Genomic DNA, 1,015 nt, shown 5'->3' on the forward strand with positions numbered 1-1,015 from the left:
ACTAGCTGTAATGGCCAGGGACGTTGTGGACGGCGTGGCGACAACAGATAGGTGAGGACCTCCGGTATCGGTGTGGTTACCACAACTGCACCGACAACCGAGAGGTCCTCGTGTCCCACGCTAACGCCTCCCTCACCCCTAAGGGACGATTGAAGCTCGCGAGTTCGATCGTCGACGACCACTGGTCCATCCGGCGGGCCGCCGAACGCTTCCAGGTCTCACCGACCACCGCCAAGAAGTGGGCCGACCGGTACCGGGCCGGCGGGGCACCGGCGATGATCGACCGGTCCAGCCGGCCCCGCCGCAGCCCCGCGCGCACACCGAGACGCACCGAACGACGAATCGTGGCGCTGCGCTTCACCAACCGGTGGGGACCGCACCGGATCGCCTACCACCTGCACCTGCCGCGCAGCACCGTCTCCGCGGTCCTGGCCCGCTACCGGATGCCGCTGCTGCGCCACCTCGACCAGAACACCGGCCTGGCGGTGCGCCGCCCCGCACCCCGCCGCTACGAACACCCCGCCCCCGGCGACCTGATCCACATCGACATCAAGAAACTCGGCCGGATCCCCGACGGCGGCGGGCACCGCAAACTCGGCCGCACGATCGGCAACCGGCACAACAAGAAACAAGGCCGCGGCTACGCGTTCGTCCACCACGCCGTCGACGACCACTCCCGCCTCGCCTACTCCGAGATCCTCGGTGACGAACGCAAGGAGACCGCCGCCGGGTTCTACCGGCGCGCCGCCGCGTACTTCACCGACCACGGCATCACCATCGCCAGAGTGCTCACCGACAACGGATCCTGTTACCGGTCAACACTGTTCGCCGAAGCACTCGGATCGGTGGTGCACAAGCGCACCCGCCCCTACCGACCGCAGACCAACGGCAAAGTCGAACGGTTCAACCGCACCCTGAACCAGGAATGGGCCTACGCCCACACCTACCTCTCCGACGAAGCCCGCGCAGCGACCTACCAGGACTGGGTCCATCACTACAATCACCACCGACCCCA

The 1,015-nt window shown here is 67.2% G+C and carries 1 protein-coding gene; it reads left to right on the forward strand.

The window, feature by feature from the left end:
* Nucleotides 1–110: 110 nt before the first annotated feature.
* On the forward strand, nucleotides 111–1,015 hold a 905-nt coding region (locus ASG69_RS09735), incomplete at its 3' end, for an IS481 family transposase (RefSeq protein ID WP_056695757.1).

It is taken from the genome of Rhodococcus sp. Leaf225 (genome assembly GCF_001426145.1).
Taxonomy (GTDB): Bacteria; Actinomycetota; Actinomycetes; order Mycobacteriales; family Mycobacteriaceae; genus Rhodococcoides.